This is a genomic window from Sungkyunkwania multivorans, from assembly GCF_042675645.1.
Taxonomy (GTDB): Bacteria; Bacteroidota; Bacteroidia; order Flavobacteriales; family Flavobacteriaceae; genus Sungkyunkwania; species Sungkyunkwania multivorans.
In genome coordinates this window covers 318,369-333,624 of record NZ_JBHTJH010000004.1, presented here as the reverse complement: position 1 = coordinate 333,624, position 15,256 = coordinate 318,369, and the positions used below count along the sequence as shown (strand labels likewise).

At 39.8% G+C, this 15,256-nt stretch carries 20 protein-coding genes; 14 read left to right on the top strand and 6 right to left on the bottom strand.

Annotation, left to right across the window (positions count from 1 at the left end; genetic code table 11):
- The first annotated feature begins 20 nt into the window (after nucleotides 1-20).
- Complete coding sequence (locus ACFQ1M_RS04470) at nucleotides 21-1,148, top strand: glycosyltransferase (protein WP_386404487.1); 1,128 nt, start codon at nucleotides 21-23, stop codon at nucleotides 1,146-1,148.
- A gap of 17 nt (nucleotides 1,149-1,165) precedes the next feature.
- Here ACFQ1M_RS04470 and ACFQ1M_RS04465 read toward each other — a convergent pair whose 3' ends face one another.
- Entirely contained in the window at nucleotides 1,166-1,570 is a 405-nt protein-coding gene (locus ACFQ1M_RS04465; RefSeq protein WP_386404484.1) for a hypothetical protein, read from the bottom strand.
- 3 nt (nucleotides 1,571-1,573) lie between these two features.
- The gene (locus tag ACFQ1M_RS04460; protein ID WP_386404481.1) at nucleotides 1,574-2,140 is read right to left on the bottom strand and encodes an RNA polymerase sigma factor; all 567 of its coding nucleotides are present in this window, start codon (nucleotides 2,138-2,140) and stop codon (nucleotides 1,574-1,576) included.
- A 195-nt stretch (nucleotides 2,141-2,335) separates the two neighbouring features.
- Here ACFQ1M_RS04460 and ACFQ1M_RS04455 point away from each other — a divergent pair, with 195 nt between their 5' ends.
- From ACFQ1M_RS04455 to ACFQ1M_RS04440, 4 genes are all read left to right on the top strand, one after another.
- Nucleotides 2,336-2,686 (top strand): DUF6249 domain-containing protein, encoded by a 351-nt coding sequence (locus ACFQ1M_RS04455; RefSeq protein ID WP_386404478.1) that lies wholly within the window; start codon nucleotides 2,336-2,338, stop codon nucleotides 2,684-2,686.
- A gap of 65 nt (nucleotides 2,687-2,751) precedes the next feature.
- Nucleotides 2,752-3,426 (top strand): peptide-methionine (S)-S-oxide reductase MsrA, encoded by a 675-nt coding sequence (gene msrA / locus ACFQ1M_RS04450; protein ID WP_386404475.1) that lies wholly within the window; start codon nucleotides 2,752-2,754, stop codon nucleotides 3,424-3,426.
- A gap of 88 nt (nucleotides 3,427-3,514) precedes the next feature.
- Nucleotides 3,515-4,249: a sugar-binding protein gene (locus tag ACFQ1M_RS04445; protein ID WP_386404472.1), complete on the top strand. Its 735-nt coding sequence runs from the start codon at nucleotides 3,515-3,517 to the stop codon at nucleotides 4,247-4,249.
- Nucleotides 4,250-4,255: 6 nt separating this feature from the next.
- Nucleotides 4,256-4,927 carry a M15 family metallopeptidase gene (locus tag ACFQ1M_RS04440; RefSeq protein ID WP_386404469.1) on the top strand — a complete coding sequence of 224 codons (672 nt, stop codon included), beginning with the start codon at nucleotides 4,256-4,258 and terminating at the stop codon, nucleotides 4,925-4,927.
- A gap of 67 nt (nucleotides 4,928-4,994) precedes the next feature.
- Here the strand turns inward: ACFQ1M_RS04440 and ACFQ1M_RS04435 are convergent, their stop codons facing one another.
- Genes ACFQ1M_RS04435 through ACFQ1M_RS04425 form a run of 3 tightly spaced genes read right to left on the bottom strand, consistent with a single transcriptional unit; the run spans nucleotide 4,995 to nucleotide 7,510 of the window.
- The gene (locus tag ACFQ1M_RS04435; protein ID WP_386404466.1) at nucleotides 4,995-6,422 is read right to left on the bottom strand and encodes a hypothetical protein; all 1,428 of its coding nucleotides are present in this window, start codon (nucleotides 6,420-6,422) and stop codon (nucleotides 4,995-4,997) included.
- Entirely contained in the window at nucleotides 6,394-6,987 is a 594-nt protein-coding gene (locus tag ACFQ1M_RS04430) for a hypothetical protein (protein ID WP_386404463.1), read from the bottom strand. The genes ACFQ1M_RS04435 and ACFQ1M_RS04430 overlap by 29 nt, the downstream gene beginning before the upstream one ends.
- Nucleotides 6,971-7,510, bottom strand: a complete 540-nt coding sequence (locus ACFQ1M_RS04425; protein WP_386404460.1) for an RNA polymerase sigma factor — start codon at nucleotides 7,508-7,510, stop codon at nucleotides 6,971-6,973. Before ACFQ1M_RS04425 ends, ACFQ1M_RS04430 begins: the two co-directional genes overlap by 17 nt.
- 183 nt (nucleotides 7,511-7,693) lie before the next feature.
- On the opposite strand from ACFQ1M_RS04425, the gene ACFQ1M_RS04420 reads away from it, so the two are divergent.
- Entirely contained in the window at nucleotides 7,694-8,605 is a 912-nt protein-coding gene (locus tag ACFQ1M_RS04420) for an aldose epimerase family protein (protein WP_386404457.1), read from the top strand.
- On the opposite strand, the gene ACFQ1M_RS04415 is transcribed toward ACFQ1M_RS04420, so the two are convergent.
- Complete coding sequence (locus ACFQ1M_RS04415) at nucleotides 8,602-9,321, bottom strand: helix-turn-helix domain-containing protein (RefSeq protein WP_386404454.1); 720 nt, start codon at nucleotides 9,319-9,321, stop codon at nucleotides 8,602-8,604. The genes ACFQ1M_RS04420 and ACFQ1M_RS04415 overlap by 4 nt on opposite strands.
- A gap of 370 nt (nucleotides 9,322-9,691) precedes the next feature.
- Between ACFQ1M_RS04415 and ACFQ1M_RS04410 the strand changes: the two genes are divergently transcribed.
- The 8 genes from ACFQ1M_RS04410 to ACFQ1M_RS04375 all read left to right on the top strand — a co-directional run bounded on the left by ACFQ1M_RS04410 (nucleotide 9,692) and on the right by ACFQ1M_RS04375 (nucleotide 15,248).
- Complete coding sequence (locus ACFQ1M_RS04410; RefSeq protein WP_386404451.1) at nucleotides 9,692-10,087, top strand: CesT family type III secretion system chaperone; 396 nt, start codon at nucleotides 9,692-9,694, stop codon at nucleotides 10,085-10,087.
- Between the two features lie 75 nt (nucleotides 10,088-10,162).
- Complete coding sequence (locus ACFQ1M_RS04405; RefSeq protein WP_386404448.1) at nucleotides 10,163-10,717, top strand: DUF2911 domain-containing protein; 555 nt, start codon at nucleotides 10,163-10,165, stop codon at nucleotides 10,715-10,717.
- A gap of 265 nt (nucleotides 10,718-10,982) precedes the next feature.
- A complete protein-coding gene (locus ACFQ1M_RS04400; protein WP_386404445.1) occupies nucleotides 10,983-11,588 on the top strand; it encodes a hypothetical protein in 606 nt (201 codons plus the stop codon).
- Nucleotides 11,589-11,646: 58 nt separating this feature from the next.
- Nucleotides 11,647-12,291: an alpha/beta hydrolase gene (locus ACFQ1M_RS04395; protein ID WP_386404443.1), complete on the top strand. Its 645-nt coding sequence runs from the start codon at nucleotides 11,647-11,649 to the stop codon at nucleotides 12,289-12,291.
- 149 nt (nucleotides 12,292-12,440) lie between these two features.
- Nucleotides 12,441-13,139, top strand: coding sequence for a DUF2490 domain-containing protein (locus ACFQ1M_RS04390; RefSeq protein WP_386404440.1), 699 nt, complete (start codon nucleotides 12,441-12,443; stop codon nucleotides 13,137-13,139).
- Nucleotides 13,140-13,163: 24 nt separating this feature from the next.
- The gene (locus ACFQ1M_RS04385) at nucleotides 13,164-13,931 is read left to right on the top strand and encodes a carbonic anhydrase family protein (protein WP_386404437.1); all 768 of its coding nucleotides are present in this window, start codon (nucleotides 13,164-13,166) and stop codon (nucleotides 13,929-13,931) included.
- Between the two features lie 180 nt (nucleotides 13,932-14,111).
- On the top strand, nucleotides 14,112-14,609 hold the full coding sequence (locus ACFQ1M_RS04380; protein ID WP_386404434.1) for a GNAT family N-acetyltransferase: 498 nt from the start codon (nucleotides 14,112-14,114) through the stop codon (nucleotides 14,607-14,609).
- Between the two features lie 153 nt (nucleotides 14,610-14,762).
- The gene (locus tag ACFQ1M_RS04375; protein WP_386404432.1) at nucleotides 14,763-15,248 is read left to right on the top strand and encodes a hypothetical protein; all 486 of its coding nucleotides are present in this window, start codon (nucleotides 14,763-14,765) and stop codon (nucleotides 15,246-15,248) included.
- Nucleotides 15,249-15,256 lie beyond the last annotated feature (8 nt).

The following is a 15,256-nucleotide window of genomic DNA, read 5'->3' as shown; positions in this document are numbered from 1 at the left end:
CAAAGCTGAACATTTATCCATTGAAGATCATCATCCTCGGTCCTGCACATCCTTATCGCGGAGGTATCGCCGATACCAATGAAGCCCTTTGTCGTGCGTTGAACAAAAACGGACATCAGACGAGCATTGTGACCTTCAGATTGCAGTACCCTTCCTTTTTGTTCCCCGGAAAAACACAATACAGCAAAGAAAAAGTTCCCAAAGACCTAGATATAAGGCGGCTGATCAATTCGGCAAACCCCTTCAACTGGATAAAAGTGGCCAAATCAATAAACAGCGAACAGCCAGATGTGGTCATTGTAAGATATTGGATTCCCCTTATGGCACCTTGTTTTGGAACGATCGCCAGATCACTGAACAAGGACATTATCAAAATCGCACTCACAGATAATGTGTTACCACACGAAAAACGATTTGGTGATCGTGCCTTCACCAAATATTTCTTAAGACCTTTTGATGCCTTCGTTACGCTTTCGACCACCGTTAGAGACGAGTTAAAGCAATTCACCAACAAACCCATCCTGTATTCACCTCATCCGATCAACGAGCAGTTAGGAGCCAAAATTGATAAACCATCTGCCAGAAAAAAACTTGGATTGAATATCACGGCCAATTATGTACTTTTCTTTGGGCTGATCAGAAAATATAAAGGACTCGACATGCTGCTGGAGGCTTTTGGAAATATGGCTCTCAAGAAAAACGATATTCATCTTTTGGTGGTCGGAGAGTTTTATGACGACCAGCAGCGCTATCGAAAACTGGTGAACGAATTTGAGATTGAAGATCGAGTGATGTTCATCGATGAGTTCGTCCCTTTCGAGACGATCGCTTACTACTTTTCTGCGGTCGACCTGGTGGCACAGACCTATCATACCGCCAGCCAAAGTGGTGTAACACCTATCGCTTATCACTTTGAACGACCCATGCTGGTCACCAATGTCGGTGGTTTGGCAGAGACCATCCCTGACGGGAAGGTAGGATATGTTGTTGACAGGAATCCTGCGGCGATCAGCGAAGCTATTATCGATTTCTTTGAAAATGACCGCGTCGACGATTTTACGATGTACCTAAAAGAAGAAAAGAGAAAATACTCTTGGCACCGCTTTGTTGCCTCTTTAATCGAATTCACCCATACGCTGAGAGCTTAAATGCAGCACTTCAAGCACTAAGTAAAACTACGATCAAGTCGCTGTTTTATCATGAGAAACTGAATGAATACAAAAGCCCCGAATATCAGACTGCAATAGACCAATATATTGGGAAGGTCAATAGCAGGTAAAGCGAAATTGATTGATGGCAGCTCCCAGCCATCAACAACCTCCGAAACAAAACTTGGCAGCGCTAGTGTGCTCGAAGTATTTATCACCAGGAACACTACCAGGCCAACGAATGATGCCACCGCCATCCACGCTCGCCATCCAAAGACCGGCTTCGCAGGAATCGACTGCACCTCTTTAACCGCCTCGATCTTGTGCATGACCTTGTCGGCAAAATCAAAAGGTGGATTTTCAACCCCTACCTCCTTCAAAAGTTGCTTTGTGTGTTCTGCAAAAACTCTTTCGTCCTTCATCTCTTAAATTATTTCGGTTTTCACTACTGGTTTCAAGATAGCAAATAATTTCTTCCTACTTCTATGCAATCTTACCTTTACATTGCTCTCTGAAATATTTAATGCTACTGCGATCTCTCTTAGTGAGAGCTCTTCAAAATAGAACGATGTGATAATGGCAGATTCTTCCGGTTCCAGTTTGCTGAGAGCCAAATTGATCATATCCTTGCGCTCTTGTGCCAGCAAATGGCTTAGCCCATTCTGAATTTCTCCAAGATCACTTTCATTCACCTCATCCAAAATCTCAGAGCGTACCGTCCTTTTCAAGACCTTCAACCTATCCAAACACGCATTGTATGCGATTCGGTACAACCACGTACTGAATTTAGATTGTCCTTTAAAATGACCAAGCTTCTGATAGGCCTTCACAAAAACATCCTGAGCCACCTCTTCGGCCTCTTCTCTATCATTCAGCATTCTAACTGCCAAAGTGAATATCATCACTTGGTATTGGGTCACCAGTTTCGCATAGGCATTGGTATTGCCAGCACGTACTTCGGCAATGATCAGATGGTCAGTTTGTTTGCTCATTCAGAAAATAAGACGCCAGTTTTTAAAACAAGGTTACAACCAAAACATTTTTTTTTGATCTTAAAGTTGCTATCCTCCACCTAAAGTTAAGATTGTCACGAACATCTTTCCACACTTTTTTCAAAAATCCTGTAACCTATTTAGAAAAGGTGTCGTCATAATGGCAAAACGAACAGTTATAAATTTAAATCAATTATGGAAGCAGCTATTGTACTTTTAATCATTTTTGGAACCTTTTTCGGAATCATATACCTTTATTTTTCCACGCGACACAAAGAGCGTATGCATCTGATAGAAAAAGGCGCTCAGGCAGATATTTTCTTCGGAAAACGCAAAAACAACCCGTCACAGATATGGAAAGTGGTCGTCATCAACTTAGCCTCTATCATCATTGGAATTGGCTCTGGATTGATATTGGCATTCACGGCGTTTCAAGGCTTCAACCATCATATGGAAGGAGCTCAAGTAGGAATTGTTTTCCTTTGTGCGGGACTGGGCTTATTGGGTGGTTATTTCTTAACCAACAAGGCGATCATCAAGGATTAACATCTCTTTACCAAATTTTCGTAAGGAATTCACGAACTTTCGTCTTAATTTGAAAAAGAAAAAAGATGAAGTTAGCGAGTTCCTTTATTGTTTTATTGTTTTTTGCCCAAAGTTGTGTTTCGAATACTTCAAACAACGAGAAAGCAACCTCAGAAAACAATGCCGTCACGAAGAAAGAAACCATCCAAGACCTTTCTTCCTATGAGAAGGCCTATTTTGCCAGCGGATGTTTCTGGTGTGTAGAGGCTATTTTTGAAAGCGTAAAGGGCGTCAAGGAGGTCATCTCTGGATATGCCGGCGGAGAACGACCAAATCCGACCTACGAAGAAGTTGCCTATGGTCGTACCAAGCATGCAGAAGCAGTAGAAGTTTATTATGATCCGGAGGTGGTGAGTTTTGAAACCCTGGTGCGTGTGTTCTTTGGTAGTCACGACCCAACCACCCTTAACCGTCAAGGTCCTGATAGAGGTGCACAATACCGATCTATTGCTTTTTACCAGAACGAAAAAGAAGAAAAGACCATCAGAGAATATATTGCTCAGCTAGAGCGTGAAAAGCTTTTTAGCAAACCGATCGTCACTCAGGTTGTTCCGCTAAAGGCTTTTTACAAGGCAGAGGACTATCATCAGGATTATGAGCGCAGAAATCCGAATCAGCCCTATATAAAATCTGTGTCCATCCCAAGATTGAAACGTTTTCAGAAGTTATATCCTGAGTTGTTGAAAGAAGAAGCGCATTAAAAATACCGTCGCCATAGATAATTATAGCCGTGGATTCAAACCCATGGCTATTTTGGTTTTAGACTAGGAAAAGTTGCTATCTTTAAGCATGAAAAAAATCCGACCAACCCTTTTTATACTGTTCGCCTTAGTACTTTGCAGTTGCAGTGAAAAGAACGACCATGACATCATTGAAGTTTCAAAAGCCGCGACGGCGCCGGTGATCGATGGTATTGCCGATGATTTATGCTGGAAAAATATATCATGGCGGCCCCTGGATCAAACATGGCTAGGTGAAAGTTACACCCCTGAAGATTTCACAGGAAATTACAAGCTCGCTTGGACAGAAGATGGTCTTTTTTTACTGGTGAAGGTTATTGATGACCAACTCTTCGACCAGCACAAGGACCCTCTAACGCTGTGGTGGGATGACGATTGTGTGGAAATCTTTGTCGATGAGGACAATTCTGGTGGAAATCATCAGTTCACGCACAATGCCTTTGCCTATCACGTTGCTTTGGATGGCAATGTGGTGGACATGGACATTGAAGAAAAAGGAAGGCTATACAATGACCATGTAGCTATGAAAAAGGTTACCGAAGATGATATAACCCTTTGGGAACTAAAGATCAAGGTCTTTGATGATAGCTATGTTGACGGTGAGGAAAACATCCCAGTGATGTTATCGGAAGGAAAGAAGATAGGCTTCATGCTCGCATATTGTGATAACGATGCCAGCGCGGAGCGGGAAAATTTCATCGGATCGGTATTTGTGCCTGGAGAGGATAAGAACCGTGGATGGATCGATGCGAGCATCTTCAGTACTTTGATATTAAAAGATTGACATTCCATGAAAATTGCACATTCCTTTTTGGCTTTTTTCATCGCTATTTCAACAAGTATATGTCAAAATCGTCTCCCGGAAGGCTTTGTTTATATCGATGACATCATTCCCGATATCGTATTGGAGATCCGATACTGTGGCAACGACAATTTTGTGGGGCAGCCCATCGCCGGCTACTATGAAGAGAAGTGCATCGTCACCAAAGCAGCGGCCATTCAACTAAAAAGTGTACAAGAAAATTTAAAAGCCCAAGGATTGCGCTTGAAGGTATTTGATGCCTACCGCCCGCAACGAGCGGTGGACCATTTTAGGATTTGGGCACGCGATTGGAATGACACTTTGATGAAATATAAATACTATCCGAACGAAGCAAAGCCAACACTCTTTAAAAGAGGTTATATTTCCACACGTTCTGGTCACTCTAGAGGAAGTACTGTAGACCTGACTATAATTGATCGGAATGGTGATGAATTGGATATGGGAACCCCATGGGATTTCTTTGGTGTGGAATCGAGACCGCTGAGTTGGCGTATCACCGAACAACAACGAGAAAACCAACGCTTGCTGAGGGATCTGATGATGAAGAATGGCTTTAAGCCGCTACCGACCGAGTGGTGGCATTTTACGTTGGCGGAAGAACCCTTTCCTAAAACCTATTTCGACTTTGTGATAGAGTAAGGATTGAGCCATAGTGAGATCTTAGGGAAGAGAATTGCGTAACTTTCAACTTTCAACCAAATGAACATCACTGCATCACCACGTCGCTATAATTGGCCGTTACATTGATACTCTTGTCTGAGGATCTGCTGCCTCTAAAGCCCTTTACAATGACCGTGTTGTAATTCTCTTCGGTACCAACCTTAAGGTCATCGGGATATTTTATGCTGGAATTAGAACCGCTGTAGTATAGCAAAAAGGAAGTTTGGGGTAACGAGACCAATGCATCTGTATTATCCAAAACGATATCCACCGACTTAAAGGTGTCGGCCACGTTGGCAATTTTCAATTTTCCGAAACTACCATTGATGATGCTATTATTGAGAATATTCCCGATAAATACATCCGAGGAGTTCGAAGAAAGTTTTAGACTGTTCACGTTTTTGAGGTCAACCGCTTTCACATAGTTCACTTTAAGCTGCCCATAGTTCCAGTTGGTAATTTGCAATGGTGAGTACGAGGCTTCGATGATCGTTTGTTTCCCGTCGATCACATCAGCAAGCAACCTTGTATGAGACAAGGTTGCATTGATGTTCTTAAGATTTGCTGCCAATTTCACTTCTCCGTGACGTACATTCATCTTTAACCGGGCGCCTTTGGGCATTTTGATCTTTATCTTTCGCTTCACTTTGATGTTGTCATCCTCATCGGTAGAAAAGATAAAATAGTTCTGACCTCTCGACTTAAGCTTAAGTTTCTGTTCTTTCATTTTTTCCCGAGTTTCTAATCTCGACTTCTTGATCTCTTCACGCACCCTCTTCATTTCCTCTCGCTGCTCTTCGCGCGCTTTCTTGAGCTCCACCTTAAATTTCTCACGTTCCTTAGCGTGTTCCTCTTTCCATTTCGCCATTTCTTCCTTTCGAGATTCCATTTCCTCTTTCCAAGCTTTCATCTCTTCTTCCCATTCTTCATCAAAGTTGTCTTTCCATTGCTTCTTCCATTTCTCCAAATATGCATCCCCATCTTTCTTGTAAGCCTCATAGTCGAAGGTAAAATCCATGCTTGGCAATGGAGGCATAGAAGGAATGGATGGAATTGCAACGAATGGCTCCATATCGATATCTGGAATTTTGACGACCAACGGTTCAAAATCGATATCGGGAAATTCAAAACCATTTTGTTCGTAAAAGGAATAAACTTGAAAAGCACCTTTCTGAGCATTTATCTTCACTTTAGAGCTATTTCCAGTGGCCTCGAACTTCCAATTGTCGAAAAATCTTTGGACTTGCTCTTCCGTGGCTCCTTCGACCTCGATGGTGGCCACGATCTCCACCTTGTTTCTGTTGGTCGTTTCAAACTCAATATCGGTATGGTTGGTGTTAATGTCAATCACCACATCGTCATTTACATCAAAGCTCTCTTTGTATTCTCTTCGTTGTGTTTGGGCCTGCACCATGGTGGTGGCAAGCACAAGCAACATGAAGTAATTAGCTGATCTTTGGATTATACTGTTCATTTTTTGATTTTTTAAGTTCTTTTAATTTTTCTTGTAATTGATAAAGCAATTGCAAGCGCAGTTGAAGATTATCGATCATCGCATCGATGCTATCCTGATTGGGCCCAACCTCGTTTAGCTCTTTATTGAGACGCACGTACTCGTCATTGAGCTCGGTCAATTTCTTCATATAGGAATCGAAGAGGTGTTTGCTCGCTTCATCAACCTCTATCTGCGACAACTCGTAATTGATATTGGCAACATAATAATCTTCTACCTTTTTGAGATTCGGAGAGATATTTCCAAGTGTAATCTCGTAAGGATTTGAAGCATTCTTATCAACCTCTACGACCTTTTGTGCATCCACAGACGGTTCTTTCTCATAAAACTTTGAAATACCAAACCCAGCGGCAAGCAACACCACGATCGAGGCTGCCATTGATATCCACGGTCGAAATGATCGTTTCGTCTCGGCTGGGAGTTCTTCCTCTAGCTTTGCCAGAAAACGCTTCTCGTGCTCTTTGCTAAGCTTACTCTTTTCTAAATGTTGCGCCTCTTTAAATAGCTTTCTAATGTCTTGTGCCATTTCGCTTATGCTTTAAAAGTTCCTTCAACTTGCCTTTACCTCGCATCAATTGAGTACGTGAGGCCGTTTGAGAGATATTCAATATTTCCGAGATCTCCTGATGGTCATAGCCTTCCATCAAATACAACATGGTCACATATCTATATTTTTCCGGGAGTTGATCGATGGCCGCCTTGATCTCCTCGAGAGAAATATGGTCATCTACCGTCCAATCGTCGTCTTCAACCACTTCTAACTGAATGTCATCTACAGAGATCATGTATTTGCTAGCTTTCAATTTGTCGATACTCTTATTGATAACGATCCTTTTTAACCAAGCGCCAAAGGCGACCTCTCCGTTGTATTGATCCAATTTCTGAAATGCTCTCAAAAAAGCTTCTTGCATCACATCTTCGGCATCAAATGTATTTTTCATGAACCGATTTGCCACACAGAACATCGCATCGCAATATTTGCGGTACAACTTTAGCTGCGCCTTTCGGTCGTTCCTTTTACATTTTTCGATCAGGTCTACCTGAAACATCTTGGCTAGTTAGGTTTGAAATATCTTTTCCGACGCTAGCAATCGGAAAAGACATCCTCTTCAATTACTTTAACACCCTAATGACGGGATAAAATTTTCAATGTTGCAAAAAGTTACTTCTTTTTTCAACTTTCTACCAAAGATCACTTGAATATCGTATTTTCAGCTTAAAAACAGTTTCCATTGAAGTCATTGACCATTGCCACAGAGAACATTCGCCTGACCGCCTTAAATTACGGTGCTATCATTCAAAAGCTAGAGGTGAAGAATGCCGCTGAACAATTTATCAATGTAGTGATCGGACATGAAGACCCGGAGCGCTATTTGAGCGACCCGTATTATCTGGGGGCCTGTGTTGGTCGTTTTGCGGGTAGGATAGGCAATGGACGATTCTCTCTTAACGCCAAGGAGTATCAACTACATGTAGAAAATGGCGTTCATCTTCACGGCGGGAAGGAAGGATTTTCCAAGAAATATTGGGAAATTGATACTGTAGGAAACGGTCGAGAACCTTTTATACGTTTCACATACCACAGTAAGCACCTGGAAGAACACTACCCTGGAAATTTAGAAGCTACTGTGACCTATCAACTAACGCAGGAAAAGGAATTAAAGATCACGCACTTTGCTAGGACCGACCGCCCGACCCTGGTGAATCTTACCAATCACTCGTATTTCAACTTGGATGGCAACAGCAAAGAAATCGATAACCATTTGTTAAGGATGAGTGCGTCCCATTATCTCGAAGTCGACAATAAATTGATTCCCACAGGTAGAAAATTGGCAGTTGAAGAAATCCATTATAATTTCACTAAAATAAGAGCCATCGGGGAAACTAGAATGGATGACACCTTTATATTTGGGGAGAACAAAAAGGAGGTGATACATTTAGAAAGTGCGCAAAGTGGCCTTTCGATGAAGTTGAGTACCGATCAACCAGCTGCTGTGGTATATACACCACTCGATTTTGGGGCGATCTGTTTTGAAACCCAAAATTTTCCCGACGCTCCGAACAAAACACATTTTCCCTCTGCCGTACTCCACCCTGGAGAAACATATAAGAATGAATCGATCTTTAAGTTTGAGGTGAATTAACTTCCACCACCGAAGCGTTCTCTGAGTTTTTCAAATTCTTGCTCTAGCAGCAACATTCGCTCCTCGACGATATCGGTATAATCTGGAATGCGCTGATTGAAGACATATTTGATCTCCCAAAGTTCCTTCAGGTCTGCAACATCAAAGAGCTTGTCGTTGATATTCTTATGGTCGGCCCTCAAAACGATCTTACTTTTCACAAAGTAAATACGCCGAAGGATCAACTCGTTATTGATCAGACAAAGTACCAGCGTACCATTCTTTAAACCTTTTACATCACTGAGTGCAACTTTCTCTCCGATGACCACATCATCTGGATACAACCCTTTATCGTGTGAGGTCATCTCCAGATTGGTGATGGTATATCCTCGGAGCTCAGCATCTTCCGGTACCGGCAATTGCAGTGTCGGCAACTCATTCACATAGGTAGATTTGTCATAGTTGGTGATATAGTCGGTTGCGGTCCGTTCTGTGATACAAGGAACGGCTACGAACCTTTCGCGCATATATTCATCGATATCGGTTGCGAGATCTCCTTTAAATCGAAGTAGTTCATTTACTGTAAGCTCGTCTGTAAGCATGCTATCGATAGATATGCTAAAATAATTAGCTATTTTGATGATAGTCTCGATCTTGGGTTCGCTCCTACCCTCTTCGTAGGCCCCTAAAGTACCGCGTTTTAGGTCGAAAAGATCGGCAAAAGCCTGCTGGCTCATACTTTTTACGCTTCTGATTTTTTTTATGTTCTTTCCAAAAAAAGACATGTTTTGCTAATTTTATTTGCAAATATAAATTTTTATAGTATCTTTACGCTAACATTTTTAGCTAAATAATCGTTAAAGCTAAAATTTTTAGATGTTTACATGCGAAGGTAACACTTTAAAATCAAACTACTAAAAAAATTAGCAACAACTAATCAAGAATCTAACAAAATTAACATCATGGCAATCGCAGCAGCTTTAAAATTGATCGAATTTGTAATCACCGTAGTAGAAAAGATCATATTCTTTTTGTAATATTGAAGATACCGTATGGTGCTAGGTCGAATCTACGGCAAACAGAAAATAAATCGAGAACTAGTAACTGATGAAAGATCATTTCAGGATAATTAAAGACCATTTGAAGAAACTTCATTTCGAGATCGCTCAGGAAGATGCCAAGCAAGGTATCATGATCATCAAAAAAGACGAAGAAGCTATTCACAATTTGGTATTGGGCATCAATGAACCCTTATTGATATTCGAACAATATCTTTTCAAAATTGTTAAAGACCACGAGTTGATATACAAGAATCTACTCATCAAGAACAGAGATATCTTACACGGTGCTTTTGCCTTGGACCGATCTGGGCAGAAAGTTATTTTCAGAGACACCTTGCAATTAGAGAATCTTGACTTGAACGAATTAGAAGGTACGCTCAATGCGCTCAGTCTATTGTTGAGCGAGTATCAGGATAAAATTTCAGAATTCTCAAAACACTAGAGCATTTGGACGATGGTCGGATTGGTTTTGAAATTTTGCTACCTTTAATTAGGAAAACAACCAAAACCATCCATCATGAAAAAGTTTTTAAAATGGACTGTAGGAATCCTTATCGTACTATTTCTGCTATTCCAATTTGTGATCTGGCCTTTTGTTTTAAAGCCAAGTACTAAAAAGCACAGTCCGGAGCAAACCATTACACAGACCATCGGAGATAGCGATATCACCGTCTATTACAACCGCCCTTTCAAAAAAGGCCGAAAGGTCTTTGACAGTCTGGTCCCCTATGGAAAGGTATGGCGTACAGGTGCCAACGAACCGTCGACCTTTGAGACCACTGAAGACCTGATCGTTGGTGGAGAGCCTTTGCCAGCAGGTAAATACTCGCTTTGGACCATCCCCAACAAAGATTCTTGGGAGGTGATCTTTAACAATAAGATGTACGATTGGGGTGTCACCTTTTCTAGTGGTGGAAGCGAAACCCCACGCGAACCTGAGGCCGATGTCGCCAATGTCATCGTTGCTACCCAGCAACTAACATCGCCAGTGGAGCAGTTTACGATCACACTAGAGGGTAATGCCTTAAATCTAATGTGGGACAGGACCAAGGTCTCGGTGCCGATCGAGTAAAACCGTTAAAGCCAATTAATAAAATTTAAATGTTTTTGATCGCTTGTAAATTTTTGTAAGTGCCTACATCGCCCTTTCCCATTGTCGCTGCGGATTCGACTATACTTCGACTGCGTCATTTACAAGCTTCTGAAAATTGCTGGCGCTAGTTCGCTACGCTCGTGTCAATGGAATTTGCTGACTTTTGTTACAGTAGAAAATCAGAGCTGATTTTCCGCAATGTGCCATACACAGACCCTTTTAAATAATTGATTAGGATGGAAGAATGCTGAAAAAGCTATTCAAAATATTATTTCTTATTATCGTTGTTATAGCGATTGGAGTTGGGTACCTCTACCTTAGATTACATAATGATATTGACAATGTTCTCGTTACAAATGATGAATGGAGAAGTGAAGTTTTAGAATTTCCATTGATCTTCGCAAACGATTTGGATTATCAAGGGGAAGAACATATTCGTTTTGCTCCTGGGTGGGGAGAGAAAAACAGAGAGGATTATTTTTCATATATCATCTTGTGGGTGCTTGAAGAAAACCCAGGTCTAAGCTCTTCCAAGCTAGAAAATATAAGCAACACATATTTTGATGGGCTTATGAATACCGGAGCAATTACCAATTTTAATTTTTTAAAAAAAATTCCTAAAACGAAGTCTTCCATTCAGCAAAAGGACAATAACGTCTTTGAAGGTTCAATTGAATTGTACGATGAATTTTTTAAAAAAGAGGTGATTGTTTTGAATGTAAAAATCAAAAATGAGTATTGTCCGCTTATGGAAAAATATTTGGTTTGGTTTTATTTATCTCCACAAGGAAAAGATCATCAGATTTGGAAGCAAATGCTGGAGATAGACATAAGCACCAAATGTCGTTAAACTCAAACTGTTTGTATATTTTATATGCTGCCTGCAATTAGAGATAAATCGAAAATCGATGAAAAATAAGCTATTAATTGGAATTCTTTTTTGCTCAACTTTACTCGCATGTCGAAACAATGATAATGAGCGATTCGTTTTCTTCCTTCACAACCGATTTTTGGAAGAACACAAATTAAATGAATTGCATCCACAATTCGGGCGCACGTATTACAACGAAATCATCGCTGAATTTAAAAAAGCAGGATTTAAAGTGATAAGCGAAAAGCGGAGTGGAAATGTCAACGCAAGAGAATATGCGATTGGAATTGTAACCCAGATAGACAGTTTAATAAAAAATGGAACAGAATCGAGAAAAATAACAGTGGTTGGGACTTCAAAAGGTGGATATATTGCTCAATACGTTTCGACCTTAGCAAATAATAAAGATTTGAATTTTGTATTTATTGCAAGTTTTAGGAATAGCGATATTGAAAATATACCAGAAATCAATTTTTGCGGAAATATTTTAACGATTTACGAAAAGTCTGACCCATTTGGTGTTTCTTCATTGGAACGAAAGGAGATCTCTAACTGCGAAATAGTGTACTTTAAAGAAATAGAATTGAATACAGGAATGGGACACGGATTTTTATTTAGACCTTTAAAGGAATGGATCGAACCGACAATAAAATGGGCGAATGGAAATTACAATATGGAATAAAACAGTACGCAACATTTATAAAATCACTTAAAATAAAAGCAATCCTATAATTTTTGCAAGTAATACTATTAACTATTTGTTAAAATACACGTGACCAAAAGACTTTGGTAGTATTTTTGTTTAAGTATTTAAAACAATTCTTGAACAAAATGAAAAGAATTCTTCCCTTTATCACCATTTGTTTTCTGACTTTATGTCAAGTAAATGCTCAAGCACCAGACAACAATCAATTAGGAGCCTGGTATATGTATTTTTATAATGCAACCTTTAAAGAATCTAATTGGGGAATTCAGGGAGATCTGCAATACCGTGATTGGCGAGGACTAGGAGATAGAGAACAGTTATTGTTACGAACTGGTTTAACGTATCAGCGATCAGATTCAAGCATAAAATTCACCCTCGGTTTCGCCAATATTACTACAGGACAATTTGGAACTGATATTGACAATCCGATATCAGAAAACCGCATATACCAGGAAGCCTTGTTCTCAAATACAATTCTAAAAAGACTTTTACTAACGCATCGATTTCGCTACGAACAAAGATGGGTAGAAAATCAGAACTTCAGGACACGATATCGCTATAATCTTTTTATAAATGTTCCAATTAAAGGAACTGCTTTAACCAAAGGCACACCATATTTTGCCTTTTACAATGAGCTATTCATAAACGGTGAACGCAATATAGGAAATGATCGAAATGTTGAGTTCTTTGATCGAAATAGAACTTATTTAGGTCTTGGCTATGCTTTAAGCAACAAATTGAGACTGCAGCTTGGTTGGATGAAACAGACCACGGAAAATTGGCGAAAAGGACAATTACAATTTAGCTTGCACCACACACTATAAATTTTCACTTTAAACCTTAAATATATGAGAAAACTATTTTTAGCATTGACCACACTTTTCACAGTAATACTTTTTACTTCCTGTGGAGAAACGAAAAAACAAGAACCAGCAACACAAAACACTCAGAAAGAACTTATTGAAGAGAACGTTGTAGAAAGTATTTTAACAGCTGAGGAACAAGCGGAAATGACACCTCAAGAAATCATTGGGCGTCTTAAAAAAGGGAATGAGAATTTTATGAATAATAACCTTACTCAACGAGATCATTCTGCACAGCGAAGAAAAGCGATGATTGGACAATTTCCTAAAGCTATTGTGCTGTCATGTGTTGATAGCAGAGTGCCCGTGGAAGACGTTTTTGATTTAGGAATTGGTGATATATTTGTTGCACGCGTCGCAGGAAATATCGAAAACGAAGATATTGTTGGTTCAATGGAATTTGCAACTGCGGTTGCAGGCTCAAAACTGGTAATCGTTATGGGCCATACTGCTTGCGGTGCTGTAAAATCGACAATCGACAAAGTAGACGCCGAGGCTCTGGGAATGCGATCGTTAGCAAATTTAATGGACGAGATTGAACCAGCAGTTGTCGAAACAGCACTAGAAGGTGAACGTAGTTCAAAAAATACTACATTTACCAATAGCGTTATTACAAACAATGCGATGCGAACCGTAAAAAATATTAGAGAAGCTTCTCCAACAATGGCCAAAATGGAAGATGAGGGTAAAATTATGATCATTTCTGCTGTATATGATATGGAAAGTGGAGAAGTCAAATTTAATAACGATTAATTTTTATTCTTAAAATAAAACGTTGCACAACAACCTGTGTAAGCAATAGCGGTTCAAGTTTGCACTTGAACCGCTATTTCATTTTATGGAAGTATCTTGTAATCTGAAAAAGTAGCGTATTTGAAATCCGCTAATGCGCATACACGAACGCGGTTTACAACACTTAATAAAATTGGACATATGATAACAAAGAGTGATGAAAAAAAGGACTTCAATACCATTTATGAAATAATAAATGATGCATCGATAGCCTATAAAGGAATTATTCCAGAAGACAGGTGGAAAGAACCTTATATGTCCAGAGATGAGCTTGAAACTCAAATCAAGGAAGGGGTACAATTTTGGAAATATGAAGAGGATCGCAAAATTCTCGGCGTGATGGGAATTCAATTTAAAAATGACGTGACCCTAATAAGACACGCTTATGTTAGAACAATCGCACGCCAAAAAGGTATTGGTGGAAAATTGTTACAGCACCTAATTGAAAAATCAAAAACACCTGTATTGATCGGGACTTGGAAAGATGCTTCATGGGCAATTAGTTTTTATGAAAAACATGGCTTTAGATTATTGTCGGATGAGGAGAAAAACAGGTTGTTGAAGATCTATTGGACCATCCCTGAAAGACAAGTTGAGACTTCGATCGTTCTAGCAAGTGATACTTGGGAAAATAACTGACTTCAACATTGAACTTAAGAAGCGCTACATAAATAACCGATAACCATGATTGCGAAGGTCCGGTGACAAAACGAATTGGATTCCCTACAAAATTACTATCTTCTCGATCGAAATAAGCATCCTCATTGAAGTTGTACAAGACGGTTATAAACGATGATGAACGAAGACGAAGACTACTTTAGAATTTCTAAGAATGGCCACCTACATACGTTGAGTGATCGAATTCCATTCAAGTGGAAAGAACTAATGATATGGACTTCTACCACATTCCTTTTCCTGATTTATTTTCTCGGATTCGGAGTCGGAATTTTTGTGGCAGTCTTGACCCTGATCGGATACATTCTTTACCGATTTGCTTCTTGGATCTACTATTCGGAATTAAAAATTGACGAGAAAAGTGGAAGAATGACTAGCTTGAAAAGAATACTTGGTCGAACTAATAAGTCCGAAATCATAACCGAAAATTTTGATCCGAACCGATGTGAATACTCGAAATTAACGAGGAGCGGAAAAACAAAATTCTTAATGATTTATCGCACACATAAAAACAACGAATTATTGATTTTAAAAAGCCAAGCGGACAAAGAACTGATTGAAAAATACATTGCGGAAAAAATAACTATTTACAACACTGTATGACCACATTT